This window comes from Schaalia hyovaginalis, from assembly GCF_014208035.1.
GTDB lineage: Bacteria > Actinomycetota > Actinomycetes > Actinomycetales > Actinomycetaceae > Pauljensenia > Pauljensenia hyovaginalis.
On the sequence record NZ_JACHMK010000001.1, the window covers coordinates 890268 to 915293 of the forward strand.

Genomic DNA, 25026 nt, shown 5'->3' on the forward strand with positions numbered 1-25026 from the left:
CGTGCGTCGCGCGGGGGCGGGGCTCAGCGAGTGACGGGGGAGACGCCGAGCGGGCGGCCCGCGAGGCCCCGCGCTCCGGCTCCGAGAGTCCGGCCGAGCGAGGTGAGGACCTCGCTCGCGGGGCCCTCATCGAGCGCCACGGGCCGACCGGCGTCCCCGCCCTCGCGAAGGGCGATGTCGAGCGGAACCTGCGCGAGGAGCGGAACCTCGTATCCGAGCTGCGCGGTCAAGCGCGAGGACACCGAGGTCCCGCCGCCGTTCCCGAAGATCTCCAGGCGCGAGCCATCGGCCTGCGGCAGGAAGGACATGTTCTCGACGACGCCGATGACGCGCTGCTGGGTCTGCGCGGCGATGGAGCCCGCGCGCTCGGCGACCTCCGCGGCGGCGACCTGCGGGGTGGTGACGACGAGGATCTGCGAGTTCGGGATGAGCTGCGCGACCGAAATGGCCACATCGCCGGTCCCGGGCGGCATGTCGATGAGGAGGACGTCGAGGTCCCCCCAGAACACGTCGGCGAGGAACTGCTGGAGGGCCCTGTGGAGCATGGGTCCGCGCCAGATGACGGGCTGGCCGTCCGGCACGAACATGCCGATGGACATGACCTTCACCCCGGCCGCTCCGACCGGCGGGATGATCATGCCGTCGATGACCTGCGGGTCGTGGGCGACGCCGAGCATCCGGGGGATGGAGAAGCCGTAGATGTCTGCGTCCATGACGCCGACCTTGAGGCCGGACGAGGCCATCGCGGCCGCGAGGTTCGCCGTCATCGAGGACTTGCCGACGCCGCCCTTGCCGGAGGTGACGGCGATGACGCGGGTGAGGGAGCCGGGCTGGGCGAAGGGGATCTCCTTCTCGGGGCGCCCCCCGTTGAGCTTCTCGCGCAGCGCCTTCTTCTGCTCGTCGTCCATGACGCCCGTCTCGACGGTCACGGCCTCGACGCCGTCGAGCGCGCCTACGGTCTTCTCGATGTCGGCGGCGATCGTGTTGCGCAGCGGGCATCCGGCGGTCGTGAGGAGGACGCGGACGCTCACGGTCGCCCCGTCGATGGTGACGAGGTCGGGGGAGACCATGTCGAGGTCGGTGATCGGGCGGCGGATTTCGGGATCGATGACGGTGCCGAGGGCGGTCATCACCTGGTCGATTGAGACGGACATGCTGTGATTCTACGCAGCGCCGCCCGTGACTTCGCATCCGGCGGGGCGTCTGAACGAAAGTGAAGGCGCGCCGCTCGCCAGGTGGCGGATGCCCGGCCGCTAAGGCCGCGAGGGCGGGGCCCTCAGCTCCGTGCGGCGGGGAGGGACGGGCCGTCGCCCGCCCCGTCGCCCTCGGCTCCGTTCCGCGTCCGATCCGGGTCGGCGGCGGCGTCGGCCTTCCGGGCGTACTCCTCCTCCAATTCGGCGCGGACCTGCGCGCGGATGTCCTCGCGCAGGTCATCGAGGAGATCGCGCAATTCCGAGCGGACGAAGTCGCGGGTGGCGATCTCCTGGACGGACAGGCGCAGGCTCGCGATCTCGCGCGTGAGGAACTCCGTGTCGGCCAGGTTGCGCTCGGCGCGCTGGCGGTCCTGCTCGGCCTGCACGCGGTCGCGGTCGGCCTGACGGTTCTGCGCGAGGAGGATGAGGGGCGCCGAGTAGGAGGCCTGCGTCGAGAAGGCGAGGTTGAGAAGGATGAAGGGGTACTCGTCCCAGGCGTATGCGCGGGCGACCTGGTGGAGGACGACGTTCGCCGCGATCCAGGAGACGACGAAGATCGTCATGTAGAGGATGAAGCGCGGCGAGCCCATGAAACGGGCGGTCGCCTCGGCGAAGCGGCCGAAGCCGTCGGAGGAGCGCGTCCGACGGCGGAACCACGAGAATCCGCGCTCGCGGGGCGTGTCGAGACGATCAGCCATCGATGCTCCTCGCCATGATCCTGTCGGCGACCTCGTCGTCGTAGTCGCGCCAGTCCTCGGGCAGGAGCTCGTCGAGGACGTCGTCGGCGGAGACCGCGCCGAGCAGGTGGCCGTCCTCGTCGACGACGGGAAGGACGGTGAGGTTGTAGGTGGCGAGGAGGCGGGTCACGGTGGCGACGTGGGCCTCGGCTGACACCGCTTCGATGTCGGAGTCGAGGATCGTGCCGAGGAGGGTCTGCGGGGGTTCGCGCAGCGCCCGCTGAAGATGGACCATCCCGAGGTACTGGCCGGTGGGGGTCTCCTCGGGGGGGCGGGTGATGAAGGCGACGGTCGCCAGCGATACCGGCAGGTCCTCGCGGCGCACGGATGCGAGCATCTGGGCGACGGTCGCACCGGGGCCGAAGATCACGGGCTCGGTCGTCATGAGGGAGCCGGCGGTGGATTCCTCGTAGGTGAGGAGGCGGCGGACGTCCTCGGCCTCTTCGGGCTCCATGAGGGCCAGGAGCGCCTGCGCCTTCGCCTCGGGGAGCTCGGAGACGAGGTCGGCGGCGTCATCGGGCTGCATGACGTCGAGGACGTCGGCGGCCCGTCCGGCCTCCAGGGCGGAGACGATGGCGACCCGGTCGTCGTCGCCCAGCTCTTCGAGGACGTCGGCCAGCCGGGCGTCGGGGAGCTCCTGCGCGATCGCCATCCGGCGGTCGCGCGGCAGGTCGTGGAGCAGGTCCGCGAGGTCGGCGGGGCGCATGTCCTCGGTCTGGGCGAGGAGCGAGGTCGCGGCCTGGTTGGAGTCGGTCTTGAGCAGGCCGCTCACTTCGAAGACGGAGACGTTGAGGGTCTCGCCCGACCGGATGAAGCCGAGCGAGGTGGTCCTCTGGCGCTGCACGTGGAGCTTGGAGATCACCCAGTCCTTCGGTCGGCGCCGCTCCATGGCGACGTCGAGGATCCTGACCTCTCCGGAGCCGTCGTTGAGGGTGACCACGCGATCGAAGAGCTCGGCGAGGACGAGGGTCTCGACGGGGCGCTGCGTGAAGGTCCGCATGTTGAGCAGGCCGGTCGTGATGACCGACCCCGATTCGATCGAGGTGATGCGGGTCAGGGGCAGGAAGACGCGCTTGCGCGGACCGACTTCGACGACGAAGCCGATGACGTTCGCGATCCCCGAGACCCTGAAGGTGACAACGACGTCATGGATGCGGCCGACCTGATCGCCGAGGGGGTCGAAGACCGAGGTCCCGGCGAGCCTACCGATGTACACGCGGCGTCCTGCGGTTCCGACGCCCATCTGTTCGTTGCTCACGAGGACAGCCTAGGCCCCGGGGTGGGAGGATGGCATCTAGGATCTCTTCGGGTTTCGACCATGGAAGGAAGATGATGGCTGCCCGCACCGCCTCCCCGCAGTTCCAGATGCCCGTCATGCCCTCGGGCACCGAGGTCGCTTCGTACCGCACCTACGTGGAGGCGCAGGGAGCCGTCGACTACCTCGCCGACCGGGAATTCGACGTCAAGTCGATCACGATCGTCGGCACGGACCTCCACCTCGTGGAACGCGTGACCGGCCGTTTGACGATGGGGCGGGCGGCCCTCTCCGGCGCCTCCTCGGGAGCCCTGTGGGGCGCCTTCATGGGGCTCATGATGTCTTTCGCCGCCCCGAGCCGATCGGCGCTCCTGTGGGTGATGTTCGGAGTGGCCGGCGGTGCTCTCGCGGGGATCGTGATGTCGGGCCTGCTGTACGCGATGACCGGGGGCCGCAGGGACTTCACCTCCTCCTCGCAGGTGGTCGCCTCCCGCTACGCGGTCCTGGCTTCGGCCGACGTCGACCGGGCCTTCCAGATGCTGCAGAAGACGCCCGGCAATCAGATGCGCCCCCGGCCCGCGCGGGTGCGCCCCGAGGAGGAGGGGCCGACCGAGTACGGTTCGCGCCCCGATGAGCAGCCGCGATTCGGCGTGCGGCTGAGCGACGCGTCGGAGCGAACCCGGGAATCGGACGGTTCCGGAACAGTGTCATAGCGCCTCGGGGCGCTTTCGCCTTGATTGGCCCGCGATCCCGTTCGCGACCTTGACCGCAATAAGGGGAGTGCCTAGCCTGGATCATGGGCCTGGACCTCGTGGATCTCAAGGGGGAGATCCGGTTTCCCCCTTATCGCGAAGGAGCGATGACAGTGAACATGAAGAAGAGGGTTGTCGGGGTGTTCGCCGCTGCGGCATTGGCTTCGGGCGGTTTCCTTGCGGTTCCGGCGCTGGCGTCGAGTCCTCACACGAGCGCCCAAGCATTCACATGCGTTCATTCGGTCTTGTACTCGGGAGGTTATTCCCTGGCCGACGGATGCAGCGCGTCCAATTAAAAGGAGAAGGTCAACGGCACGTGGCGAAGTGCCGGTTGGCAACCCCGAGGAACTAAATCGCGTTTCTGGCAGTGTTTCAGCGGATGGCAGCAGAGTTCCTATGATCAGAGGCTGTGATGAGGGAGGGCCTTCTTTCGTGCGCCTTCATAGGTGCTGCGACTCTCCTTTTGTCTTCCTGTACATACTTTGATTCGTACAGTCAGTCGGCGATGTCTGGCCAGTCAGAGGTGGTGTCGCAGTTTACGGGCCCTTATGGCCCAGAGCTCGCTCAAGCCTACCGGGATTCTGAGTCGGAGTATTTCCGTGAAGCGGTGCGTGACGGAACGATTACCGATTCGGAGTATTTCGAAGCTCAAAATCGATCGCGTCAATGCCTGGAGGAGAACGGCTTCACTGGAATCGTCATGAATCCCGATGGGACGGGCAGTATCGATGCTCGGACGGACATCAGTGAAGAGGAGGAATCTCGCCTTAAGGTCGACTGCGATACGAAATCAGGGCTTATCGACACGGAGATCTGGTACCGCTCTTTGAAAGCGAATCCTGAGAATGTCGATTGGCCGAGTGCGGAGAGGGATTGTCTGGTGCGGGCGGGGCTTCTTGAGGCGGGTGCCACGGTTGAGGAGATGAATGAGTGGTATATGAGCGGTGATCCGGCGTCGCAGTCGCGTGCCGCGTATGTCTGCTCGCAGGACGCTCTCGGGCACCTCAGCCTCCAGTGAAGCGCATGATGCCGCGGGCCCGACGCGCAGACGTCGGGCCCGCAGCATGCGGGAGGGAGAAACAATGACACGAGCACTTCTGGGAATCGCGGCCCTTGTCGTCGCCATCGGCGCGGGAGCCGCCCTCGGGGCGCTCCTCTTCCGACCTGTTTCCCCCCGGGGGCTCGAAGAAACGCCTGCCGTCGTCGACACCCCCGTCGTCCAGCGCACCATCGACGACAGAAGGAGCATTCGCCTGGCGCTCGAACTCGGGCCGAGCGCATCCCTCAAATCTCCGAGCGACGGCCTCATCACCGAATCGGCGTGTCAGGCGGGCCAAGCGATCGCCTCCGGCGACCATATGATGACCCTCGGCGACCAGAGGCTCTACGCGCTGGCCACCGCCATCCCCCTGTGGCGCGACCTGGGTCCGGGCGATCAAGGCGACGACGTCACTGCCCTGCAGGCGGAGCTTCAACGCCTCGGATACCTCGTTGACGCCGACGGGCGTATCGGTCCGCAAACCCTGCGCTCCGTCGCCGACCTCGTCGGCCTGAGCGGCACCCCCGCGTTCTCCTCCTACGCGCTGATCCCCCGGGCCTCCTTCGTCTGGCTCCCCGAGCCGAGCGTCGTTCCCTCCTCCTGCGCCGCATCCGCCGGGGAGGGCATCGTAGAGCACGATGAAATCGCCGTACTCGATCGCACCCTCGTGCGCGCGCGAGTCGTCGACATGCCCGCCGATCTCCTGCCCGGACAGCGACTCCTGACGGTCGATGGACGCGACTTCCCCGTCGAGGAAGCCGGGATCCTCGAAGACCCGCAAGCCCTCGCCGAGTTGCAAACCACCTCCTCGTACCAGCACTGGTTATCGGCGCAAAATGATGAGCCCGCTCCGAATCTCGACGCCTCACTCAGCCTCGCCGAGCCGACCCTCGTTCACGCGGTCAGCCCATCAGCGATCTACGAGGTCGACGGGGCCGATGCCTGCGTCCTCGACAACGGCCTCCCCAGACCGGTGAAGATCCTCTCCTCCGAACTGGGGCAGACCCACATCCTGTTCCCGGACGGGGCGCCCGCACCCGCCTCCCTGCCCGCCCCGCCCCGAAACGCCGCATCATGCAGGTAGTCATCGATTCCGTCGGACATCGTTTCGCCGGAGGCCCCTGGCTGTTCAAAGGATTGAGCGCGCGCCTCGTCCCCGGGCAGATCTACGCCCTCGTCGGCCCCTCGGGAAGCGGCAAGAGCACGCTGCTCAGTCTCATCGCCGGATGGACGGCCCCCGCCGAAGGGACGATCGCGCGCCAGGGGGAGGGGAGGACCGCATGGGTGTTTCAAAACCCCCACGGGACGCCCAGTCGGAGCGTCCTCGATCACGTCGCCTTCCCCCTTCTCGCTGCGGGCGCCCGCCGCTGCGAAGCCGAAGCAGAAGCATTCGACCTGCTGCGACGATTCGGATTGGACCCGCTCGCCCATCAAGGCTTCCACAGCCTCTCCGGGGGAGAAGCGCAGCGTCTCATGCTCGCACGAGCCGCGGCCTCCCGCCCCGCCCTCTTCCTCATCGACGAACCGACCGCCCAACTGGACCTGCTCACCCGCAAGGACGTCAACACGACGATCGCCGCTCTAGCTGACCCCTCAACGATCGTCGTCATCGCCACCCATGACGAGGCGACTCGGGACATGTGCACCCGAGTCATCGACCTGCGCGCGCACCAGGAAGGACCGGAAGCCGCGCAAGCGGGCGACGGAGGCCCGGCAGCCGACGAGGGCGCCGAAAGCGCCTCCGATTCCTCTCAGCCCCGCACGCCGCAGGGCCTCCGTCGGCGATGGGGGCTCCGATGAGATGGACGTCCATCCTGAGCGAGAGCTGGCGGGACACGGTCAGCGGGACGAGCCGGGCGCTCGTCTGGGGGATCGCAGTCCTCGCCCTCGTCACGGCCGCAGTGAGCGCCGAGATCCTCCAATCGCACGCCGTCAGCCTCGCGGCCCGCGAATACACCGCCAAAGGCGCATCCATCATCACTCTCCAAGCACCCGGACAGATCGATCCGACGGCGTGCGAAGCACTCAATGAGGTCCAGGGCGTCCGCGCCGCAGGCGCCCTCGCGATCGAAGAGGAACGGTTGCGCCTGTCCGTCCTGCCCTCGGCGCCGGTCCCCGTCGCGACTGTCACCGCCTCCTTCCCCACCCTCCTCCTCCCCGATTCCGGTTTCCGGCCGGGAGCAGTGATATCCGACCAAGTCGCCGAGGCGACAGGGGCTGTACCCGGGGACACGATCGCGAGCGATCAGGGCGGACTCGTCGTCTCCGGCGTGTACCCCTATCCGGACGACGGGAGGGCCTCCGGATACGGGTACATGATTCTCGTGCCCTCGAACACGAGGAGCGTCTACGACGAGTGCTGGGTCGATGCCTGGCCCCAATCCGATCTGGTGACCGGTCTCGTCTACTCCGCCCTCGTCCCTGCGAAGGACTCGCAGGAAGCGACTGCGAGACTCGGTCAGCTCAACCCCGTCCTCGGCGCGCGATTCGCGGGCAAAGATCAATTCGACGCCAGAATCACCCGATTCTCCCCGATCGGAGTCGCTGCGGCCTGCCTGGTGCTCGGTTTCGCCTCCGTACGGCTGCGGCGCCTCCAACTGGCCTCGGGCCTGCATGCGGGCGCCTCGAGAAGAGACATGGCCGGGATCGTGCTCGTCGAAACCCTGTGGTGGCTCGGCCCTGCGATGCTGCTGTCCGAGTCGGCGGCGATCATCCTCATGGCCGGGCTCGGCGTGATCGATGATCCCGCGCCGTTGATCCTGACGAACCGCATCATCTGGGCGGCAACGGTCGCATCCCTTGCGGGAGCCGCCATCGGCTGGTCAGCGACGCGCGAAGATCACCTCTTCTCCTACTTCAAGACGCGATGAGGACGATGAGACGAGAGCTCAGCATCCCTGAGCCGCGGCGATCCAGGCCTCGACCTCGGCGATGGTGCGCGGGATGTCCTCGGAGATCCTGGTGACGCTCCCGTCCTCGTTGACGATGACATCGTCTTCGATGCGCACGCCGATCCCGCGGTATTCGGCGGGGATCAGCTCGTCATCGGCGCGGAAGTACAATCCCGGTTCGATCGTGAAGGCCATCCCCGGTTCGAGCAGGGCCTCCTGATACATCTCGCGGCGGGCCTTGGCGCAGTCGTGCACGTCGAGGCCGAGGTGGTGGCAGGTGCCGTGAGGCATCCAACGGCGGTGCTGCTGACCGGCGGGGGACAGGGACTCCTCGACGGTCACCGGCAGCAGGCTCCATTCGCGCAAACGGGCCGCGATGACCCGCATGGCCGCGTCATGGACGTCCTGGAAGCGGCAACCCGGCTCGTTGGCCCTGGCGAGCGCCGCCTCGCAGGCATCGAGAACGGCCTGGTAGACGCGGGCCTGCACCTCGCTGAACGTCCCGTTGACCGGGAGGGTGCGCGTGATATCGGCGGTGTAAAGGGAATCGACTTCGACGCCCGCATCGACGAGGACGAGGTCGCCCTCGTTCACCGGGCCGTCGTTGTCGATCCAGTGGAGCGTGTTCGCGTGATTGCCCGAAGCGGCGATCGTGTCGTAGCCGAGGCCGTTGCCCTCCTCGCGCGCGACCGCGCCGAACGCTCCCTCGATGACGCGCTCCCCGCGGCGGTGGCCGACGGCCCGGGGCAGGGCCTTGAGGATGTCGTCGAATCCGAGCTTCGTCGCCTCGACGGCGCGGCGCAGCTCGGCGCGCTCGAAGGGATCCTTGCGCAGGCGGATCTCCGAGAGGCGCTCTTCGAATCTCTCATCCTCGTGCCGGGCGTCCTCGCCGACGGGCAGGCCGGCCTGGGAGCGGACCTCTTCGACCATGGACTCGACATTCGAGTCGACTCCGCGCACGATCCGCAGATCGACCTGACCCGCATCCTTGGCGAGCGCGTCGCGCAGGGTATCGATGTGGGCGCAGCGCAGGCCCGTCTGGGCGCTGACCTCCTCCAGAGAGGGGCGCGCCCCCACCCAGAACTCGCCGTAGCGCGAATCCGCGTAGAACTCCTTCGAGGTGCGCGAGGCGCGCGGCTTGAAGTAGAGGACGGCCTCGTGCCCGCCGGCCTCCCGGGGTTCGAGGACGAGCACCGCGTCGGGCTCGCGCTCGCCCCCCAGGCCCGTGAGGTGGGCGAAGGCCGAGTGCGCGCGGAAGCGGTAATCGCAGTCGTTGTTGCGCACCTTGAAAGTGCCGGCCGGAACGACGAGGCGCTGTCCCGTGAAGGGCTCGCCCGCGGCGACGGCACGGGCGGGAAGATGCTCGGCGGCGCCGGAGCGTTCGACCGGCGCCGTGACGCGCTCGCCCCAGCCCGAGGCCATGAAGGCGCGGAAGGCGTCCGAATCGGGTCGCCTGGAACGGGTGTCGCCCCTGTCGGCCATCGACTGGGGCGCGGATTCTTCGGGAGAGGTGCTGGGCGAATCAGTCATGGCCCCATTGTGGCACTCGATCGGGGCAGCCTATACCCTCGAGGCATGCTCCGGATCGACCTTCACACTCATTCGTCATGCTCAGACGGCACCGACGCCCCCGCTGAACTCCTCGCCGCGGGCGCGGACGCGGGCCTGGACGTCCTCGGCCTCACCGACCATGACACTTTCGAGGGCTGGGCCGAAGCGGAAGCGGCCGTGGCGGACACGGGCGTCGCCCTCGTGCGCGGGGTGGAGATGAGCTGCTCGGCCGAGGGCGTCACCGTGCATCTGCTCGGACTGCTGCCGGACCCGGATTCTGCGCGCCTTGTCGCCGCTCTGGACAAGTCGCGCACGAGCCGCAGGACGCGCGCCAAGGCGATGGTCGAGCGCCTCGCGGAGGACTTCCCGATCACCTGGGAGGACGTCCGTTGCCGTGCGGCCGAGGACGGTCCCGTCGGCCGGCCGCACATCGCCGACGCGCTCGTCGAGGCGGGGGCCTTCGAGGATCGCTCGGCGGCCTTCCGCGGCGCCCTGCATCCCTCGGGGCCCTACTACGTCCATCATTGGGCTCCCGATCCCGTCGAGGCTGTTGAGATCGTCCTGGAGGCCGGCGGGGTCCCGGTTCTCGCCCATCCCAGGGCGAGGGCGAGGCAGCGCCTCCTGCCCGAGGAGACGATCGCGGCGATGGCCGAGGCGGGGCTCTTCGGGATCGAAAGGGATCATCGCGATCACGCCGCCGAAGACCGGGTGGCCGTCGATGCCCTCGCACGCGGGCTCGGACTCGCTCTTTTCGGCTCCTCGGACTATCACGGGGCCGGCAAGCCGAACCGACTGGGCGAGAACCTCACCTCGCCGGAGGTCTTCGACGAGGTCGAGGCGCGCGGCCGCATCGAGGTGGTCCGTCCGTGAGCGCCGTCTTCGATGTCGCGCTCTTCGCGACGACCTTCACCACGCTCATCGTCATCCTCGACCCCTTCGGAACGATCCCCGTGTTCCTGTCGCTGACGGGCCGCATGACGCCGGCCCGGCAGAAGCGGGCGGCGATCCAGGCGACCCTCGTCTCCTCCTCGGTCATCCTGGTCTTCGCGGTGCTCGGCCAGTCGATCCTCCACCTCTTGCAGATCTCGATGGAGGCCCTCAAACTGTCCGGCGGCGTCCTCCTCTTCCTCGTCGCGATGGAACTCCTCATGGGCTCCGACAGCGAGGAGCCCGACACCGGTGATGAGTCGGTGAACGTCGCCCTCGTCCCCCTGGGGACGCCGCTGCTCGCCGGGCCCGGTGCGATCGTCGCGGTCATGGTCTCGGTCGCCCAGGCGAAGGCCTCGGTCGGGGGCTGGGTCGGTGCGATCGTCGCCGTGGTCCTCGCTCATCTCGTCATGTGGGCGACGATGCGCTTCTCGATGCTGCTGTCGAAGCTCTTGGGCCCCGGGGGCATCATGCTGCTCACGAAGATCATGGGCCTGCTCCTGGCGGCGATCGCCACCCAATTGGTCATGGGAGGGATCTTCGATTTCATCGCGAGCTCCTGGCCTTTGTAGGCCCTGGGAAAGCCGCATGAGAACGGGGCGGAAACGTTTCCGTGATTTCGCGGTAGAGTGAGCACGACGGGAACGTCCACCGACGGGCGCAAGGCGGCGACGCGCGTCGCCCCAGAACGCGTCGGCGGCCCTTCCCGTAGTGTCCGTTCTCAGCGGGCGCGCCGCTTCAACGTTCAACACTGGAGTACTCATGACGCAGAACCTCCCCGAGACCTTCGCGACCCAGGTGCGCGCCGTCTCCGGCCGTCCCGTCGCAAAGTCGACGACCATGGAGCTGTGGCAGGGCCTGTCCGCTGCCGTCGTCGATCAGATCGCCGACCGCTGGTCCGAAACGACCGAGACCTATGCGAAGGGCCGCCAGGAGCACTACTTCTCCGCCGAGTTCCTCATGGGACGCGCCCTCCTCAACAACCTCTCCAACCTCGGCCTCGTCGACGACGCCCGCTCCGCCCTCGCCGAATACGGACAGGACCTCTCCCTCGTCCTCGAAGAAGAAGCGGATGCGGCGCTGGGCAACGGCGGCCTCGGGCGCCTGGCCGCATGCTTCCTCGACTCCTGCGCGACCCTCGACCTGCCGGTCGCCGGCTACGGCATCCTCTACCGCTACGGCCTGTTCAAGCAGCTCTTCAACAACGGCTTCCAAACCGAGCACCCCGACCCCTGGATGGAGGAGGGCTACCCCTTCGTCATCCGCCGCGAGGAGGAGGCCCGGATCGTCTCCTACGCCGACCTCACCGTGCGCGCCGTCCCCTACGACATGCCGATCACCGGCTACGGCACGCGCAACGTCAACACCCTGCGCCTGTGGAAGGCCGAACCCATCGAGGAGTTCGACTACGACGCCTTCAACTCCCAGCGCTTCACCGACGCGATCGTCGACCGCGAGCGGACGAACGACATCTCACGCGTCCTCTACCCGAACGACACGACCTTCGAGGGCAAGGTCCTGCGCGTCCGCCAGCAGTACTTCTTCTGCTCGGCCTCCCTCCAAGCGATCGTCGACAACTACGTCGCCCACCACGGCGAGGACCTCCGCGGCTTCGCCGCCTACAACGCCATCCAGCTCAACGACACCCACCCGGTGCTCGCGATCCCCGAGCTCATGCGCCTCCTCATGGACGTCCACGGGCTCGGCTGGGAGGACGCCTGGGAGGTCGTGTCCAAGACCTTCGCGTACACGAACCACACGGTCCTCGCCGAGGCCCTCGAGACCTGGGAGATGACGATCTTCGATCGCCTCTTCCCGCGCATCTGCGAAATCGTCCGCGAGATCGACCGCCGCTTCCGCATCGACATGGCCGAACGCGGCATCGACCAGGGAGTCGTCGACTACATGGCCCCCGTGTCGGGCAACACCGTCCGCATGGCGTGGATCGCCTGCTACGCCTCCTACTCGATCAACGGCGTCGCCGCCCTCCACACCGAGATCATCAAGCGCGAGACCCTCAAGGAATGGCACGCGATCTGGCCCGAGCGCTTCAACAACAAGACGAACGGCGTGACGCCGAGGCGATGGCTCAAGCAGTGCAACCCGCGGCTCGCGGCCCTGCTCGACGAGGTCACCGGCTCGGACGCATGGGTCACCGACCTCGCCGTCCTCGGCGATTTCACGGATGCCGCGACCGATGCGGTCCTCGACGCGCTCACCGAGATCAAGCGCGAGAACAAGGTCGACTTCGCCGCCTGGGTGAAGGAGCGCGAGGGGATCGACATCGACCCGGACGCGATCTTCGACGTCCAGATCAAGCGCCTCCACGAGTACAAGCGCCAGCTCCTCAACGCTTTCTACGTCCTCGACCTGTACTTCCGCCTCAAGGAGAACCCGGGCCTGGACGTCCCCAAGCGAGTCTTCATCTTCGGCGCGAAGGCGGCCCCGGGCTACATCCGCGCCAAGGGCGTCATCAAGCTCATCAACACGATCGCCGAGCTCGTGAACAACGACGCGGACATCGACGGGCGCATCAAGGTCGTCTTCATCCACAACTACAACGTCTCGCCGGCCGAGCACATCATCCCGGCCGCCGACGTGTCCGAGCAGATCTCGACGGCCGGCAAGGAGGCCTCGGGAACCTCGAACATGAAGTTCATGATGAACGGCGCGCTCACGCTCGGCACCCTCGACGGCGCGAACGTCGAGATCCTCGACGCGGTCGGCCCCGAGAACGCCTACATCTTCGGCGCCACCGAGGATGAGCTGCCCGAGCTGCGCAAGAACTACGATCCGCGCTGGCACTACGAGAACGTCCCCGGTCTCAAGCGGGTCCTCGACGCCCTCGTCGACGGCACCCTCGACGACCGGGGGTCGGGCTGGTTCCACGATCTGCGCTGGTCGCTCCTCGAGTCGGGGTATGAGCCCGCCGACGTCTACTACGTCCTCGGCGATTTCGCGGCTTACCGCGAGGCGAAGGACCGTATGGCCGCCGATCATGCGGACGCGCGCGCCTGGGCGCGCAGGACCTGGGTGAACATCACTCAGTCGGGGCGCTTCTCCTCCGACCGCACGATCCGCGATTACGCGGACGAGGTGTGGAAGCTGGAGCCGACGCCGATCGCCAACCCGGCAGACGAGGCCTGACCCCTCCTCCTCTCGGCGAGGTCATCACCTTTCTCCAACGAGGTCATCACCTTTTGACGGCGAAGTCATCACTTTTCTTCGTCGAGGAGATCTGAATGCGCCGCCGGGGGCGGGCTTTTGAAGCTCCGCTCCCGGCGGTTCGTCATACCCGGGGTCCTCTTGTCTGCGCCGCCCGGTGCGCTCGGCTCGCGGGGCGGTGCGCGCTTTCGCCAAGGTTGCCGAGGGCGGGTCGGGCCGCGTGCGGGAGGAGTCGTGGAATCGGAGGGCGCATCCCCTCGGTGAGGGAAGGTGATGACTTCGCCGTCAGAAGGTGATGACTTCGGCGAAGAAAAGTGATGACCTCGATGAGGGGGGATGCGGCGGCGCCATCGGGCCCGAAGGCCTCTTGAGGCGGCGAACTGTATGAAGGGCTTGACACAGCTCCTTCCGCGTGTCACTGTGTTAGCGAGTTAATACAGTGACACATGGAAGGAGCGCCGATGGATTTCGATGACACGCGGCCGATCTGGCTCCAACTCGCCACCGCCTTTCGCGCGCGCATCGCCTCGGGCGCATGGCCCCCGGCCTCGAAGATCCCGAGCGTGCGCGAACTCGCCCTCGCCGAAGGCGCCAACCCCAACACGGTGCAAAGGGCGCTCGGCGAGCTCGACCGCGAAGGCCTCACCCTCGCCGAACGCGCCCAGGGCCGCTTCGTCACCGACGACGACAGCCTCATCGGCGCGGCCCGCGCACAGCTCGCCCGAGAAGCGACCCTCCATCACCTCGCGCAGCTGCGCGCCCTCGGACTCGGACTCGACGACGCCCAGTCCCTCTTGACCGCACTCTGGAACGACACTCCCATCGAAGGACGGACACGATGAATCAGACCCCGACCCCGCTCGTGAGAATCGAAGGGCTCATCAAGGCCTACGGGAAGACCCGGGCCCTGCACGGACTCAGCCTCGACATCGCGCCGGGCCGCATCATCGGCCTCGTCGGCGAGAACGGCTGTGGGAAGACGACGCTCATGAAGATCCTCGCCGGAGTCCTGGCCGAATGGCAGGGCAGGGTCGAGATCAACGGCCGAGCCCCCGGAGTGGAGACCAAAGCGGAGATCGCCTTCCTCCCCTGCGCGGACTTCCTCGACACCTCCCTCACCATCGAGAAGGCAATCGCCCTCTACGAGCGCTTCTTCGCCGACTTCGACGCCGACAAGGCCCGCAGAACGATCGACTACTTCGGCCTTCCCAAGGACCGCACTCTCAAGGAGATGTCCCGCGGCATGGGCCAAAAGCTCCAGATCGCCCTCGTCATGGCGCGCAAGGCGCGCCTCTACGTCCTCGACGAGCCGATCTCCGGCGTCGACCCGGCGGCCCGCGACATCATCCTCGAAGGGATCCTGCGCGACTTCGACCCGGACTCCTCGATGCTCCTGTCCACCCACCTCATCTCCGACGTCGAGCCGATCCTCGACGAGGTCATCATGCTCAAGGAGGGCCGTTTGCTCCTCGCCGGAAACGCCGACGACCTGCGCGACGAGCACGGCATGTCCCTCGACCAGCTCTTCAGGAAGGAATACCGCTGATGTTCGCCACACTCTTCGCCCAGGAATTCCGCGAGAACGGGAAGAAGATCGCCGCAGTCCTCGGCGTCGGTCTGCTCGTCGTCGCCGTCTCCGCCGGGGGCGTGCTCCTGAAGATCCCCCTCGTCTCGGGAGTCCTGAAGGCCACGCTCGTCATCGCCTCAATCGCGGTCCCCTTCGTCATCGTCGTCCAGCTGGCCTCGGCCTATTGGACGAGCATGTACGGCTCCCGCGGCTACTTCACCCACACGATCCCCGCGCGCGGACGGGACCTGTACTGGGCGAAGACCCTCTTCGCAATGCTCTTCGGGCTGATCGGCCAGCTCTTCGCCGTCTTCGGCCTCCTCGTCTCCCACATCCTGATGAGCCGTGAGGCGGGGATGGGCCTCGCCGAGAGCCTGCGCGCGCTCATCGAGATCGCGGGCACGGTTCCGACGATCGTCATCGTCATCTTCGGCGCCGGCCTCCTCCTCTCGCTCGCGCAGTGGGTCTTCGGCGGAGCCGCAGTCATGAGCATCGGGGCGGAAGGACGCTGGAACCGCCAGGGCTTCACCGTCCCGGCGATCGGCCTCGTGCTCCTCTACCTCGTGGGTCAAGCCCTCAGCTTCCTCGGAATGCTCCTGCCCGGGTCGATCGATCTTGAAACGCTGAGCTTCAGCTGGTCCTCGATGCTCGCCGACTTGTACAACGGAGCGGAGAATCCGCACATCGGCCTCGGGATGATCCCGATGACCTTCCTCCTCACGATCGTTCTGGCCCTCTTCGGCATCCGTTCGATCGAGCGGCGCACCTCCTTGCGCTAGGACCGCTCGCGCTCCGGCCCCGTCCTCGTTCATCGACGAGGGCGGGGCCGGGGCGTTCACGGGAGGGAGGAGGAAACGGGTCCGCCCGTGAGGCGGCGCAGCGCCGTGAGCCTCCCTCAAGAGGCGGTGATCACTCCGATCACTCCGCGGACTTGTCGCCGCCCTTGCGGCGGCGCACCCGCTGACGAGGGGCCTTCGCCGCCTTCGGCGCGCCCTCGGCGGGCTGGGTGTGATTGCCACGACCGCGACCCCGTGTTCCGCGATCAGAGCGCCCCTGCTGGCCGGCCCGGGGCTCGCGATCCCCGTCCTTGGAACGGCGATTGCGCTCGCCCGAGTGGGCGCGTCCCCGGCCTCCCCTGTCGAGACCGCGGCCCCGCCCTCGTCCCTCCGAGCGGGGACGGGGGCCGCCGAGATCCTCCAGGACCTCGGCGTCCAGGCCGGCGAGGGTGCGCTTGGCGCGCGGGAGGCGCCCCGTCGTCCCGGCGGGGATGTCCAGGTCGGTGTAGAGGTGGGGCGAGGTGTGGTAGGTCTCGAGGGGTTCGGGCACGCCGAGCCCCAGGGCCTTGGAGATGAGCGACCAGCGCGGGGTGTCGTCCCAGTCCACAAAGGTGACGGCCGTGCCGGAGTTGCCCGCGCGGCCCGTGCGGCCGATGCGGTGGATGTAGATCTTCTCGTCCTCGGGGCACTGGTAGTTGATGACGTGCGTGACCTCGTCGACGTCGATGCCGCGGGCCGCGACGTCGGTGGCGACGAGGACGTCGACCTTGCCCTTGCGGAAGGCGCGCAGGGCCTGCTCGCGGGCGCCCTGGCCGAGGTCCCCGTGCAGGGAGCCGACCGCGAAGCCGCGATCGGTGAGGTCCTCGCCGAGGCGGGCCGCCGTGCGCTTGGTCCGGCAGAAGATGATCGAGCGCCCGCGCCCCTCCGACTGGAGGATCCGTGCGACGACCTCGACCTTGTTCATCGCATGAACCCGGTAGATCACCTGCTTGACGGTGTTCACCGTCTGGTTCTGGTCCTCGGGGTCCTGGGCGCGGATGTGGGTCGGGTGCTCCATGAATCTGCGGGCGAGCGCCACGACGGGTCCGGGCATCGTCGCGGAGAACAGCATCGTGTGCCGGTTCGCGGGAACGCGCGACAGGAGGGTCTCCACATCGGGGAGGAAGCCGAGGTCGAGCATCTCGTCGGCCTCGTCGAGGACGACGGTCTCGACGCCGTTGAGGTGGAGGACGCTCTTGCGGAGGAGGTCGATGAGGCGGCCGGGAGTGCCGACGACGATGTCCGCGCCCTTCTCCAGGGCCTCGATCTGCGGTTCGAATGCGACGCCGCCGTAGATCTCGACGATGCGGGTCGACAGGTACTTCGCGGCTTCGCGCAGGTCCTGGGCGACCTGCTTGCACAGTTCGCGGGTCGGCAGGACGATGAGGGCCTGCGGCCTGTTCGGGTTGAGGAGCTCGTCGTAGCCCTCTTCGTCGGGCGCGATGACGTCCTCGAGGACGGGGATGCCGAAGCCGAGGGTTTTGCCGGTTCCGGTCTTCGCCTGGCCGATGATGTCATGGCGGTCGAGGGCGGGCGGCAGGGTGAGCGCCTGAATCGGGAAGGGGTGCGTGATCCCCTTGTCGGCGAGGGCGTCGACGATCGGGTCGGTGACGCCGAAGTCGGCGAAGGTCTTGTGCTCGAGGTCCTCATCGCCGGTGTCGACGATGTCGGGGGTGGCTTCCGGCTCGGCGGCAACGGGGACGATGCTGCCGAGCCTGACGACGCCCGCGGAGTATTCGACGGGGGCGTCGGTCGTGGTCATGGGTGTTTCGGGCGCATTCGCACCCTCGTTCGTCGTGGTCGTCACGATCTGCCTTTCCTCCCGGGATCGTCCGGGGGTGGGGGTGGCAGCCGATCGCGCAATATCCGGGGTGCGCCTCGGGCGCAGAAGAAAGCTTCGAAGCGACCGGTCAGCCGTGGTCGTCCCCATTGTACGAGGGCGAGCACGGCTGACCGAGCGGGTATGGCGTCACTCACTCATTTCGGGCGCCCCGGTGCCCTTAGAAGGCCCCGACCTGTCCGCCCACCATCATCCAGGCGAAGAGCGCGGCTCCGACGGTGGAGGCCACCCAGATGGAGCGCGTGCGCACCTGCATCCAGACGTTGAGGGCGACGAGGACCGTGAACTGCGGGATGATGACGTTGAGCATCATCATCCACCTTCCCCCGAGTTTCGTGAGCCCGATGACGTCCATCCCGGGCCCGATGCCCATGTAGCCGGGGACGAAGTGGAAGAGCCACAGGAGGCACAGGCCGAGGACGGCGCAGACCCAGGCGTATCCGAAGCGCTTGGCCCACAGGACGAGATCCCGTTGACCGTCCCGCGCCGGGATCCTCGACATCGTATTGAGGCCAAGACCGTTGACCACGAAGAAGAACGCCCAGATCACGAGGAAGTAGGGGAGGAGGATGAGGGCGCGTTCGGGAGTCAGGGTCTTGAGCATCGGCCAGAGGACCCGGAACTCCGGGCCCCGGAAGAAGGCCGTGAGGCTCACGACGATGACGGGCCAGGCGATGAGCGCCGCCGACAGGGCGAGCGCGCGGAGGATCCCATGGCGTGCGCCCTGCGCCGGTACCACCCCGAGGTCGGACCAGCTCTGCTCCTTGCCGGCTCCGGCCTTCTTCCACACGAGGAAGGCGATGAGGGTCAGGAGGGTCGTCACGAGCAGCCAGGTCGCGATCCCGTTGCCCATCTGCAGCGGCAGGAAGGGGACTGCCGCGGAGATCGGATCATCGCCGCCGCCCTTTAGGGTGAACAGGGGGTAGAGGAGGATCGTCGTGATGATGCTCACGACGGCCGACACGGCGAGTCCCTTCCGGCCGCTTCCCGCGTACGGGCCCTCGGAGCGGTGCATGGAGCCGAAGGCCGGGAGCCTCAGGAGGAGGCCCAGCAGGGGGATGAGCGAGGCGACGAGCGAGAAGAGGGCGATCGCGCCGCCGATCTCCTTCCACTGGTAGACGTGGGAGTCGGCGGGGATCCAGTGGGGATCCTCCTGCCCGCCCCGAAGCGCCGCGTTGAACCAGTCGACCACGGCGGTGTTCGAGGCGCCGGAGGTCATGACGCCGAGGTGGGTGCCTGAAACGAGTTCGGCCCGTCGGGCGCTGCCGTCGGCGAAGTCGCCGTAGGTGCGGTTCCATTCGATCGTCTCACCGGGGGCGAGGCCGAAGGCCTCGAGCCGCGCGGGGTGGGTGTTGAGCGACGAGACCGGGAAGGTCGCTTCGCGGTATCCGCCGATCTCCTCGTTGTCGCCCTGGACGAGCAGGTAGTTGCGGACGTCGAGGATGTCCGGATCCCCGCCGTTGCCCGACAGGGCGACGATCGCTCCGACGGACTCGTCGGCCTTGGCGAGTTTGAGGGCGTAGATCGAAACGGTGGAGTGCCCGAATGCGCCGAGTCGGGTCGCGTCGACGATATCGAGGGACTTGAGGTAGGCCAGGCCGTTCGCCGCGCCCGACATGATCTGCGGATCGACGCCGTGCTGAGTGGAGTATCCGTGGCCGAACTGGTCGATGCTGAGGACGACGAAGCCTCGGCGCGCGAGTTCGATCGTCCCGAATGTCGTGGTGGCCTCCTTGTCGGATTGATAGCCGTGAAGCGCGAGAAGGCCGGGCGCGGGGTTCTCGGCCGTCACCCACGTCGGGCGGTAGATCTTCGCGACCATCGGCTCATTCGAATCGGTCATGAACTCGACTCGTGTGACCTCGACCCTGCCGAATCCGGAGTCGGCGGATTTCGCGATGAGGCCGCCGCACAGGGCGAGGATCGTCAGGAGGATGAGCGAGAGCCACAGGGCTCGAGCGGAGGTCGAGGAGCGGGAGGAGCGGTCGTGGGGCGCAGGCGTCGTCATGGTGTGCATCTCCTGTCGGTCATGCCCGTCCGGAGGCCCTGCGGCAGTCGCGCGTCAGGGTCGGGATCATGTAGAGGGAGGAAGTGGCGGCGATGTAGAGGTCGGATCCGTCGCTTCCGCCGAAGCAGAGGTTCCCGACCTTCTCGGGGACGGGGATCCTGCCGATCTCCTCGCCCTCGGGCGAGTAGATGATGATTCCGTCGAGGCAGGAGCTCCACACGTTGCCCAGCTCGTCGACTTTGATGCCGTCGGGGACTCCGGGGGAGACTTCGGCGAAGTCCTCGCCGGCCTTCGCCCGCCAATCGTCGATGAGGTAGCGGCGGATGTGGTGGCGCCCCATGAGGCCGTCGCGGTTGAGGGCGGCGGAGTCGGCGACGTAGAGGACGGACTCGTCGGGGGAGAAGGCGAGTCCGTTGGGTTCGACGACATCGGTGATCGCGACCGTGAGGCGTCCTTCCGGGGTGATGCGGAAGACCCAGTGGTCGGCGTATTCGCGTCTTCCGGGGTGGCCCTCCTCCGGGTAGATGATCCCGTAGGCGGGGTCGGTGAACCAGATCGAGCCGTCGGAGGAGACGACCACGTCATTCGGGGCGTTGAACCGGTGCTCCTGCCAGCGGTCGACGATGACGCAGATCTCGCCGTCGGTGTCGCGTTCGAGGCGGCGCCCGCCGTGGGAGCATTGGATGACGGTGCCGTCGAGATCGACGGCGCGTCCGTTGACGTGATCGGGCGAGTCCAGGTGGACGACGGCTTCGGAGGTCTCCGGGGAGTAGTCCCAGACCTTGTCGCCGATGACGTCGGAGAAGCGCAGGGTGTTGGAGCGCGGGATCCAGCAGGGGCCTTCGAGCCATCGGCCCCCTGTGAAGACTCGTTCGAGCGCCGATTCGTCGGCGATCAGGTCTGACATTCTCATTGTCGTCTCCTCGTGGGTGTCACGTCGTTGTGGCTGCGGTCTGTCAGGAGCGGGGGTTGAGGACGCGGATCACGGTTGAATCGTCATCGGTGCCCCGGCCCTGCGCGTTGCCGAGGATGAACAGCTGCTCGGCGGCGGCGGCGACGGGGATGGCGATGCCGGCGCGTTTGGCGGCCTCCGTCACGATCCCCATGTCTTTGACGAAGATGTCGAGGCGCGAGAGCACTTCGGGATCGCGCCCCTCGTCGGCTTCGATGGCCCTGGGGCCGCGGTTGCCGAGCATGAAGGATTCGGCTGCCCCGGCCATGAGCGCGTCGAGTGCGGTGCGCTGGTCGAGTCCGAGTCTGCCGGCGAGGGCGAGGGCCTCTGCGGCTGCTGCGATGTGGACGCCGCAGAGCAGTTGGTTGACGGTCTTCATCGCCTGCCCCTTGCCCGGTTCGTCGCCGATGCGGACGAGGGTGCCGGCCATCGCGCGCAGGATCGGTTCGGCGCGCTCCCAGACCGAGGGGGCGGCCGCCGCGGTGACGAGGAGTTCGCCCTTCCCGGCTCGGAGGGGACCCCCTGAGATCGGGGCGTCGACGAGGCCGATGCCGGATTTCGCGAGCCGGGCGGCGAGGGCTTCAACGGCCCCGGTGCCGACGGTCGAGGTGAGGATGACGGCCGCGCCCTCGGGGAGGATCCGGATGACGCCCTGTTCGCCGTAGAGGAGGTCTTCGAGTTGGGCCGCATTGCGGACGGCGACGAGGAGGAAGTCGGCTTCGGCTGAGGCGGCGAGGGCGCTGTCGGCGATGGCGATTCCTCGGGAGGCGGCCAGGGCGCGGCGCTCCTCGGAGGGGTCGAAGCCGATGACCTCGAAGGTCTGCGCGAGGTGGGCGGCCATGGGCAGGCCCATGGCGCCGAGGCCGAGGACGGCGATTCTGAACGGCATTGTTCTTCTCCTGTCGGATGGGATGGGGCGGGTCCGCGTCGGCGGCGCCTACAGTTCGAGCTTGGTGACGACTTCTGCGAGGGATTCGTCGGTGCCGACGTTGCCGGCGAAGACGATGTAGGGGATCCCCGCCGCGGGACCGTCGATCGCGGACCAGAGGGAGACGATCCCGGGGAGCATGGGGCCGATGACGCGGGCGCGGCGGATCTCCAGTCCCTTCGAGGCGACGTCGGAGGATGTGATGCCGCCCTTGGCGACGACGAATCTCGGGGTCGTCCGTTCGATGACGCCGTGGACGACGGCGACGATCGCGGCGGAGACGGCGCGGGCTTGGGCGAGCGCCGTGTCGGGGTCGAATCCGGAGAGCATCGCGCGGGAGGTCCGCAGGATCGCGGTCCCGGTCTGAAGCGCGGCCACGGCTTCGTCGATGAGGTCCGCGATGCAGCCCTCGGGGTCCTCGCCGGTGAGGATGCGGGCGGAGTCGAGGACGAGGACGGGCACGTCCTTCCCGCGGGTCAGGCGGTCGAGCTGGCGGGCGGTCACGCCGACGTGGGAGCCGACGACGACGAGGCCGCCGGCGGTGCAGGCGCGGCCCGATCGGGAGTGCTCGATCTCGGCGGGGGTGAGAGGGGGGTGGGGCTCTTGGCCGATGCGCTCGCGGACGAAGGGCGGGCCGACGCGGTAGATGAAGCGCGATCCTGCCTCCTCGGCGCGGATCAGGGCGAGCGCGAGGGCGCGCATGTCGGCGGTCTCGACGGCGTCGACGGCGATGGGCGTCGAGTTCTTCGCGCTGAGGAGGATGTCGACGGTCCTGTCGGGGTCGGTGCGCAGGGTTTCGATGTCGATGAGGAGGACGTCGTCGGCGCGTCTGGCGCCGCCGGTTTTCTCTTCGACCCATTCGGCGAGTGAGGAGCGGGAGTAGCCGAAGGTGTTGTCCTCGGCGAATTCGGACTCGGCCGCGGGGAGGTACCCGTGGTCGGCCGAGCCCGCGTAGTGGACGCCGCGGATCGTGATCCGTCCGGCTTCGGGGAAGGCCGGGACGAGGACGATCCCGTCGGCGCCGCGCCCGGTCGCCGATGTCAGGGCGTCGGCGATCGTGTCCGTTTCGAGGGGGTAGTGGCCGCGCAGGGTCGAGTCGGAGCGTGAGACGAAGTCGATCTCGACACCGAGCCCCCGCGCTGATTCGAGGGCGGCGGCGACGACCTCGCGGGTGATGCCTTCGGCGTTTTCGGGGCTGAGGGAGCGCGAGTTCGTCATCACGTAGACGGCCGGGGCGCCGGTTCCCAGCGCCCAGGTGAAGTCGTCGATCTGCCAGGAGGTGAGCACCGGGAGGCCGGCGACCGACTGGGTGCCCGTGGGGTCGTCGTCGAGGACGATGTGAATGGGGGCGTGCGAGGCGGCGGATTGGGCTGCGGCGACCTCGGCGGCGGCGATGGAGGGCGCCGGGGGCAGTCCTGCGAGCAGATCGGTGCGGGGGATGAGGGGCATGTTCACTCCTTCGTGATGCCGGCTCCCGTCTGAGCAACATTGCTCAGACCTCTGATGTTTGATCTCAGGGTATTCCGCCCTCGCCGAATCGGCAAGGGCGTCGCAGGAGCGGCGAACCTTAGGAGTCGGTGTTCTGCACGAGATCCAGGCGCGTCTGAGTCATATGCGCCCGCATGGCGTCCTTCGCGACCTCTTCATCGCGGATCCGAAGCGCGTCGAGGATCGTGCGGTGGTGATTCTGCGCCCGCTTGCGCACTTCGGGATGGGAGGCCGTGACGACGCGCGATTCGTGGAGGGCCTTCTCGAGAGGGGACATGACGACGGGGATGAAGGGGTTCGCGGAGGCGAGGAGGATCCGCCGGTGGAAGGCCAGGTCCTCCTCGATGTGCCGGGACACGTCATCGGCCTCATCGGCCGCCTCCATCGCCGCGATGTGCGACGCGAGGGCGGCGAGATCCGCCTCCGAGCGATTGCGCGCGGCCAGACCGGCGGCGCCGACCTCGATCATCCGGCGAAGCTCGGTGAGACGAAGGCCGACGTCCCTCGGAGACGAGTCGTGCAGGGCGCAGGCGACGAGGGTCGACAGGTCGTTCCACTGCGCACGGGGTGCGACGAAGGTGCCCCGGCCCTGGACGACTTCGAGGATCCCGCGGTCCTTGAGGATCCTCACCGCCTCGCGGGCGGTCAGCCTCGAGACGTTCAGGCGCGAGGCCAGGCCGCCCTCCGGGGGGAGCGCCTCGCCCTCCTGGTACTCGGCATCGATGATCGCCTTGGTGATGTCGTCGACGACCTGTTCGACGAGGTCCCGCTTCATTCCAGTGCCCCTCCCGTGGACTCGCCTCCAAGGATCGCACTATTTCGGCGAGGAGGCGGTGCATGAACGGTCTCGAGCCGCAAGACCGATCGTGAAAGGCGCGGAGGACGCCGCTCCGCGCGATTACGCTGGGGGCATGGACACCGAGTACGCACCCGTTCCCCATGAGGACGTTGAAGTCATCGGCCTGCTCGCCTACTCCGCGCTCGCGGTGATGACGCGACTCGCCAAGGACGGCGATCAGGCGCCCGATATCGAGGCGCACATCGAGCACGCGCGGATGTCGGCGCGCGCTTTCGAGATCTTCGAGCAGCTCGAGGTGTGGGCGGCTCATCGAGGCATCGACCTCCTCGCCGCCGCGGGCCAGTATTCCGGTCTGTACGACGATCTGGATGCGAGGACGCGGCCCACGACCTGGTTCGAGCGCACGGTGAAGACCTACGTGACCGTCGGCATCATCGGGGATCTGCTTCTCGAGGTGTCCCAGCGCCACGAGCTCTTCGACGGCGAGGCCGCGCCCTGGGACCTCGCGCAGGGCGAGTGGGAGCGGACGCATCTCGCGCCCGTGACCGCTGCTGACCCGCAACTCGCCGCCCGCCTGTCGCTGTGGGCGCGCCGTGTCGCCGGTGAGGTCCTCGGATTGGCGAGGGCGACCCTGTTCACCCACCCGGACCTCGCTCAGGACCCGGATACCGCCGACGCGATCGCGGCCTTCGTGACGAAGCGCCACGGCGAGAGGATGGCTCAGATCAATCTCAAGGCCTGACGGGACGGGGCGGGGCGACGGAGCCTCCCGCCGCCCCGCCCCGCTTCGCTGCCGTGCCCGGCGCCTTCGGGGCGAGGGCGCGGTCCCTCAGACGATGGCGAATCCGACGCGGCGCTCGATCTGCTCTCCGATCTGGACGTAGGCGATCGAGCGGGCGGGGACGAGATAGCGCTGGCCCCTGTCGTCGGTGAGGTCGAGGACGGAGAGGGACTGGACCGCCGCGTTGACGCGCGACACGAGTTCTTCGCGCTCGGTGTCGAGGTCGATGGAGATTTCGCGGGCGGAGCCGCGGATGCCGATCGTGATGTTCATGTGTCCTCCTGAGGGTTTGGTCCTGGTCCTCATGCTAGGCGCCGCAAACGCCCACGGCCTGAGGG

At 67.9% G+C, this 25026-nt stretch carries 23 protein-coding genes; 12 read left to right on the forward strand and 11 right to left on the reverse strand.

The annotated features are described in order from the left end of the window. Nucleotides 1-23: 23 nt before the first annotated feature. The 3 genes from HD592_RS03790 to HD592_RS03800 all read right to left on the reverse strand — a co-directional run bounded on the left by HD592_RS03790 (nucleotide 24) and on the right by HD592_RS03800 (nucleotide 3173). On the reverse strand, nucleotides 24-1154 hold the full coding sequence (locus HD592_RS03790; protein ID WP_184452004.1) for an Mrp/NBP35 family ATP-binding protein: 1131 nt from the start codon (nucleotides 1152-1154) through the stop codon (nucleotides 24-26). A gap of 122 nt (nucleotides 1155-1276) precedes the next feature. Continuing rightward, entirely contained in the window at nucleotides 1277-1891 is a 615-nt protein-coding gene (locus HD592_RS03795) for a DUF1003 domain-containing protein (RefSeq protein WP_184452006.1), read from the reverse strand. After that, nucleotides 1884-3173: a magnesium transporter MgtE N-terminal domain-containing protein gene (locus tag HD592_RS03800; protein WP_154478413.1), complete on the reverse strand. Its 1290-nt coding sequence runs from the start codon at nucleotides 3171-3173 to the stop codon at nucleotides 1884-1886. Before HD592_RS03800 ends, HD592_RS03795 begins: the two co-directional genes overlap by 8 nt. An 86-nt stretch (nucleotides 3174-3259) precedes the next feature. On the opposite strand from HD592_RS03800, the gene HD592_RS03805 reads away from it, so the two are divergent. The 5 genes from HD592_RS03805 to HD592_RS03825 all read left to right on the forward strand — a co-directional run bounded on the left by HD592_RS03805 (nucleotide 3260) and on the right by HD592_RS03825 (nucleotide 7846). Further along, nucleotides 3260-3898: a general stress protein gene (locus HD592_RS03805; RefSeq protein ID WP_246429976.1), complete on the forward strand. Its 639-nt coding sequence runs from the start codon at nucleotides 3260-3262 to the stop codon at nucleotides 3896-3898. 544 nt (nucleotides 3899-4442) lie between these two features. Continuing rightward, complete coding sequence (locus HD592_RS03810; protein WP_184452008.1) at nucleotides 4443-4955, forward strand: hypothetical protein; 513 nt, start codon at nucleotides 4443-4445, stop codon at nucleotides 4953-4955. A gap of 64 nt (nucleotides 4956-5019) precedes the next feature. Then, nucleotides 5020-6060, forward strand: a complete 1041-nt coding sequence (locus HD592_RS03815; RefSeq protein WP_184452009.1) for a peptidoglycan-binding domain-containing protein — start codon at nucleotides 5020-5022, stop codon at nucleotides 6058-6060. Continuing rightward, nucleotides 6051-6776 (forward strand): ATP-binding cassette domain-containing protein, encoded by a 726-nt coding sequence (locus HD592_RS03820; protein ID WP_184452010.1) that lies wholly within the window; start codon nucleotides 6051-6053, stop codon nucleotides 6774-6776. The genes HD592_RS03815 and HD592_RS03820 overlap by 10 nt, the downstream gene beginning before the upstream one ends. Next, nucleotides 6773-7846 carry a hypothetical protein gene (locus HD592_RS03825; protein ID WP_184452012.1) on the forward strand — a complete coding sequence of 358 codons (1074 nt, stop codon included), beginning with the start codon at nucleotides 6773-6775 and terminating at the stop codon, nucleotides 7844-7846. The genes HD592_RS03820 and HD592_RS03825 overlap by 4 nt, the downstream gene beginning before the upstream one ends. Before the next feature lie 18 nt (nucleotides 7847-7864). On the opposite strand, the gene HD592_RS03830 is transcribed toward HD592_RS03825, so the two are convergent. Then, nucleotides 7865-9397, reverse strand: coding sequence for an aminopeptidase P family protein (locus HD592_RS03830; protein ID WP_184452014.1), 1533 nt, complete (start codon nucleotides 9395-9397; stop codon nucleotides 7865-7867). 45 nt (nucleotides 9398-9442) lie between these two features. Between HD592_RS03830 and HD592_RS03835 the strand changes: the two genes are divergently transcribed. From HD592_RS03835 to HD592_RS03860, 6 genes are all read left to right on the forward strand, one after another. Next, complete coding sequence (locus HD592_RS03835) at nucleotides 9443-10288, forward strand: PHP domain-containing protein (RefSeq protein ID WP_184452016.1); 846 nt, start codon at nucleotides 9443-9445, stop codon at nucleotides 10286-10288. Beyond that, nucleotides 10285-10917: a MarC family protein gene (locus tag HD592_RS03840; RefSeq protein WP_184452018.1), complete on the forward strand. Its 633-nt coding sequence runs from the start codon at nucleotides 10285-10287 to the stop codon at nucleotides 10915-10917. Before HD592_RS03835 ends, HD592_RS03840 begins: the two co-directional genes overlap by 4 nt. A 190-nt stretch (nucleotides 10918-11107) precedes the next feature. Beyond that, nucleotides 11108-13492, forward strand: a complete 2385-nt coding sequence (locus HD592_RS03845; RefSeq protein WP_184452020.1) for a glycogen/starch/alpha-glucan phosphorylase — start codon at nucleotides 11108-11110, stop codon at nucleotides 13490-13492. A 479-nt stretch (nucleotides 13493-13971) separates the two neighbouring features. Next, complete coding sequence (locus tag HD592_RS03850; RefSeq protein ID WP_184452022.1) at nucleotides 13972-14352, forward strand: GntR family transcriptional regulator; 381 nt, start codon at nucleotides 13972-13974, stop codon at nucleotides 14350-14352. Beyond that, nucleotides 14349-15056, forward strand: coding sequence for an ABC transporter ATP-binding protein (locus HD592_RS03855; RefSeq protein WP_184452024.1), 708 nt, complete (start codon nucleotides 14349-14351; stop codon nucleotides 15054-15056). The genes HD592_RS03850 and HD592_RS03855 overlap by 4 nt, the downstream gene beginning before the upstream one ends. Beyond that, complete coding sequence (locus HD592_RS03860; protein WP_184452026.1) at nucleotides 15056-15856, forward strand: beta-carotene 15,15'-monooxygenase; 801 nt, start codon at nucleotides 15056-15058, stop codon at nucleotides 15854-15856. The genes HD592_RS03855 and HD592_RS03860 overlap by 1 nt, the downstream gene beginning before the upstream one ends. Nucleotides 15857-15995: 139 nt before the next feature. On the opposite strand, the gene HD592_RS03865 is transcribed toward HD592_RS03860, so the two are convergent. The 6 genes from HD592_RS03865 to HD592_RS03890 all read right to left on the reverse strand — a co-directional run bounded on the left by HD592_RS03865 (nucleotide 15996) and on the right by HD592_RS03890 (nucleotide 23883). Next, nucleotides 15996-17654, reverse strand: coding sequence for a DEAD/DEAH box helicase (locus HD592_RS03865; RefSeq protein WP_184454408.1), 1659 nt, complete (start codon nucleotides 17652-17654; stop codon nucleotides 15996-15998). Between the two features lie 238 nt (nucleotides 17655-17892). Next, entirely contained in the window at nucleotides 17893-19740 is a 1848-nt protein-coding gene (locus tag HD592_RS03870; RefSeq protein WP_184452028.1) for an alpha/beta hydrolase, read from the reverse strand. Between the two features lie 19 nt (nucleotides 19741-19759). Further along, entirely contained in the window at nucleotides 19760-20653 is an 894-nt protein-coding gene (locus HD592_RS03875; RefSeq protein ID WP_184452030.1) for an SMP-30/gluconolactonase/LRE family protein, read from the reverse strand. Between the two features lie 43 nt (nucleotides 20654-20696). Then, nucleotides 20697-21581 (reverse strand): NAD(P)-dependent oxidoreductase, encoded by an 885-nt coding sequence (locus HD592_RS03880; protein ID WP_184452032.1) that lies wholly within the window; start codon nucleotides 21579-21581, stop codon nucleotides 20697-20699. 48 nt (nucleotides 21582-21629) lie between these two features. Next, on the reverse strand, nucleotides 21630-23069 hold the full coding sequence (locus tag HD592_RS03885; protein WP_184452034.1) for a four-carbon acid sugar kinase family protein: 1440 nt from the start codon (nucleotides 23067-23069) through the stop codon (nucleotides 21630-21632). A 118-nt stretch (nucleotides 23070-23187) separates the two neighbouring features. Continuing rightward, nucleotides 23188-23883, reverse strand: a complete 696-nt coding sequence (locus HD592_RS03890) for a FadR/GntR family transcriptional regulator (protein ID WP_184452036.1) — start codon at nucleotides 23881-23883, stop codon at nucleotides 23188-23190. Nucleotides 23884-24019: 136 nt separating this feature from the next. Here HD592_RS03890 and HD592_RS03895 point away from each other — a divergent pair, with 136 nt between their 5' ends. Further along, nucleotides 24020-24649, forward strand: coding sequence for a ferritin-like fold-containing protein (locus HD592_RS03895; RefSeq protein WP_184452038.1), 630 nt, complete (start codon nucleotides 24020-24022; stop codon nucleotides 24647-24649). 87 nt (nucleotides 24650-24736) lie between these two features. Here the strand turns inward: HD592_RS03895 and HD592_RS03900 are convergent, their stop codons facing one another. Further along, nucleotides 24737-24961: a DUF3107 domain-containing protein gene (locus HD592_RS03900; RefSeq protein WP_184452040.1), complete on the reverse strand. Its 225-nt coding sequence runs from the start codon at nucleotides 24959-24961 to the stop codon at nucleotides 24737-24739. Between the last annotated feature and the right edge of the window lie 65 nt (nucleotides 24962-25026).

Bases quoted from the DNA above. Each gene is read 5' to 3' on its own strand.
- HD592_RS03790 (WP_184452004.1), bottom strand. From the start codon at position 1,154: ATGTCCGTCTCAATCGACCAGGTGATGACCGCCCTCGGCACCGTCATC.
- HD592_RS03850 (WP_184452022.1), top strand. From the start codon at position 13,972: ATGGATTTCGATGACACGCGGCCGATCTGGCTCCAACTCGCCACCGCC.
- HD592_RS03895 (WP_184452038.1), top strand. From the start codon at position 24,020: ATGGACACCGAGTACGCACCCGTTCCCCATGAGGACGTTGAAGTCATC.
- HD592_RS03885 (WP_184452034.1), bottom strand. From the start codon at position 23,069: ATGCCCCTCATCCCCCGCACCGATCTGCTCGCAGGACTGCCCCCGGCG.
- HD592_RS03800 (WP_154478413.1), bottom strand. From the start codon at position 3,173: ATGGGCGTCGGAACCGCAGGACGCCGCGTGTACATCGGTAGGCTCGCC.
- HD592_RS03810 (WP_184452008.1), top strand. From the start codon at position 4,443: ATGTCTGGCCAGTCAGAGGTGGTGTCGCAGTTTACGGGCCCTTATGGC.
- HD592_RS03865 (WP_184454408.1), bottom strand. From the start codon at position 17,654: ATGACCACGACCGACGCCCCCGTCGAATACTCCGCGGGCGTCGTCAGG.
- HD592_RS03880 (WP_184452032.1), bottom strand. From the start codon at position 21,581: ATGCCGTTCAGAATCGCCGTCCTCGGCCTCGGCGCCATGGGCCTGCCC.
- HD592_RS03855 (WP_184452024.1), top strand. From the start codon at position 14,349: ATGAATCAGACCCCGACCCCGCTCGTGAGAATCGAAGGGCTCATCAAG.
- HD592_RS03845 (WP_184452020.1), top strand. From the start codon at position 11,108: ATGACGCAGAACCTCCCCGAGACCTTCGCGACCCAGGTGCGCGCCGTC.
- HD592_RS03890 (WP_184452036.1), bottom strand. From the start codon at position 23,883: ATGAAGCGGGACCTCGTCGAACAGGTCGTCGACGACATCACCAAGGCG.
- HD592_RS03860 (WP_184452026.1), top strand. From the start codon at position 15,056: ATGTTCGCCACACTCTTCGCCCAGGAATTCCGCGAGAACGGGAAGAAG.
- HD592_RS03820 (WP_184452010.1), top strand. From the start codon at position 6,051: ATGCAGGTAGTCATCGATTCCGTCGGACATCGTTTCGCCGGAGGCCCC.
- HD592_RS03825 (WP_184452012.1), top strand. From the start codon at position 6,773: ATGAGATGGACGTCCATCCTGAGCGAGAGCTGGCGGGACACGGTCAGC.
- HD592_RS03875 (WP_184452030.1), bottom strand. From the start codon at position 20,653: ATGAGAATGTCAGACCTGATCGCCGACGAATCGGCGCTCGAACGAGTC.
- HD592_RS03830 (WP_184452014.1), bottom strand. From the start codon at position 9,397: ATGACTGATTCGCCCAGCACCTCTCCCGAAGAATCCGCGCCCCAGTCG.
- HD592_RS03815 (WP_184452009.1), top strand. From the start codon at position 5,020: ATGACACGAGCACTTCTGGGAATCGCGGCCCTTGTCGTCGCCATCGGC.
- HD592_RS03900 (WP_184452040.1), bottom strand. From the start codon at position 24,961: ATGAACATCACGATCGGCATCCGCGGCTCCGCCCGCGAAATCTCCATC.
- HD592_RS03870 (WP_184452028.1), bottom strand. From the start codon at position 19,740: ATGACGACGCCTGCGCCCCACGACCGCTCCTCCCGCTCCTCGACCTCC.
- HD592_RS03795 (WP_184452006.1), bottom strand. From the start codon at position 1,891: ATGGCTGATCGTCTCGACACGCCCCGCGAGCGCGGATTCTCGTGGTTC.
- HD592_RS03805 (WP_246429976.1), top strand. From the start codon at position 3,260: ATGATGGCTGCCCGCACCGCCTCCCCGCAGTTCCAGATGCCCGTCATG.
- HD592_RS03835 (WP_184452016.1), top strand. From the start codon at position 9,443: ATGCTCCGGATCGACCTTCACACTCATTCGTCATGCTCAGACGGCACC.